We start from the raw sequence: 1,754 nt of genomic DNA on the forward strand, positions 1-1,754 counted from the left end.
GCTGGAAAGCCGAGGCGAGTACCGGTACGACAGCCTCGGACGGCGGGTGGCCAAGCAGTCGGAGATCAATGGCAAGGTCGAGCAGAAACGCTTTCTTTGGCAAGGGCTGCGGATGTTGCAGGAGGAGGTGCCGGGACAGAGCAGTTTGTACCTGTATGAGCCGGGTAGCTATGCGCCGCTGGCGCGAGTCGATCAGGCTGAAGGGGAGGAGCAAAAGCTTTATTACTTCCATACCGATCAGATCGGTACGCCGATCGAGCTGACCAATAGCGAGGGCGAGATCGTTTGGCAGGCGACCTATCGGTCATGGGGAGCGATTGAGCAACTGGCGGTCAATGAAGTCGAGCAGAATCTGAGGTTCCAGGGGCAATATTTTGATGACGAATCAAATCTAATCTACAATACATTTAGATACTACGATGCCGGTATAGGGCGGTTTGTTACCCAAGATCCGATTGGATTGGCGGGAGGGTTCAATCTCTATCGTTATGCTGTGAACTCGATAAGCTGGATAGACCCTTATGGCTTGGCAGGGTTCTTCACGAGCTCAACGTTCACCGCTCCGTCCGGTAGCACTCACACCGTTTTTCAGCAGAAAATTGACTGGGACTTGCCAGTTAATACTCGCGAAGGTATCAAAACAAATCTTGATTTAGCGTCGGAGGGTAAAAGCCCTTTTGTGGTGAAAAACGGTAGTTACTCTCAGCTTAATTTGCATCATTCTAAACAGGATGCACTTGGTTCGCTCTTTGAGTTATCAGCAGATACGCATCAGACATACGGAAGGACAAACGCGCTTCACCCTCATCTGCCGGGGCAGCATCCACATAATCCAGTAGATCGCGCTATCTTTAATGGCGACAGAGAAAGTTACTGGATGTCGAGAGCGCAGGCGGAAAAAAATATTCGTTCAAGTAAATTAACTTGTGGATGATTCAAATATGCTATCGGATAAGGTTAAAAATTTTTGCCGCCAAAAGGGCTGGTGGTATGATGATGCTAGCGCAGATTACGAGGCTGAACTAGTTAAATTAGGAATTGATATAGGGTCGGATTGTGCTGAATTTTACTTGCATGCTGAAGATGGCCCCACATTTTCCTCGGGAGGACATGAGCTCTATCAGCTTGGTTGGTTCTCTAAAAATACCAAGTTTGATCTCGCGCTGAAACGCACCCATGACACCCTAGGCCTGAGTCTTGATTACATACCCCTGGATAGCTTTGAGGGTGAAAGTGGATATTACTATAATTCCAGGACTGGAGAGGTGCTTGAAATTTCCCTTGGTGAGAGGTTGGAAGCTTTCAAAGCGGGGCGACTCCGCCCGCAGTGGGGCAACTTCAATAGTTTCATTGAATTTTATTTTGAACTTGGCTGACTCTTATGTTGATAGATATTATTATGGGTGATAATCTTTTATGTCTCTAATTGTTTTGATTGATAAAGATGTATGATGGCGCAATTGGAAGTCTCCGTCGAGGCTGTTCTGGTAAGAGCACTTACTATCGCTACGACGAGCGCCGGTATCTGGTATCAGTGACCGGTGCGCCGAACTAAACCACCTGTCTGGAGTACAAGCCGGACGGTGAAGTTCTACGCATCGCTCTTCCGAAATAGATCAAGGAGACTTTCACTGACAACATCTACGGCCAAGTGTTCAGCCACACCGACGGCAAGGGCCAGACCACCCGCCTGATGCGCACCGCCCGTGGCCTGCCGGGCAGCCGCCAGGAAGCCAAGGGCCAACGGGTTCGCT

2 protein-coding genes and 1 pseudogene are annotated in these 1,754 nt (G+C 49.3%); all 3 read left to right on the top strand.

Translation table 11 applies throughout. The features are described from left to right. On the top strand, positions 1-934 hold a 934-nt coding region (locus ACF8GF_RS16410), incomplete at its 5' end, for an RHS repeat-associated core domain-containing protein (protein ID WP_392519750.1). Next, entirely contained in the window at positions 927-1,376 is a 450-nt protein-coding gene (locus ACF8GF_RS16415; protein ID WP_339444725.1) for a hypothetical protein, read from the top strand. The genes ACF8GF_RS16410 and ACF8GF_RS16415, both read left to right, overlap by 8 nt. A gap of 104 nt (positions 1,377-1,480) precedes the next feature. Then, a pseudogene (locus ACF8GF_RS16420) lies at positions 1,481-1,754 on the top strand (hypothetical protein); the annotation flags it as partial.

Source organism: Pseudomonas sp. yb_5 (assembly GCF_043103865.1).
Taxonomy (GTDB): Bacteria; Pseudomonadota; Gammaproteobacteria; order Pseudomonadales; family Pseudomonadaceae; genus Aquipseudomonas; species Aquipseudomonas putida_Y.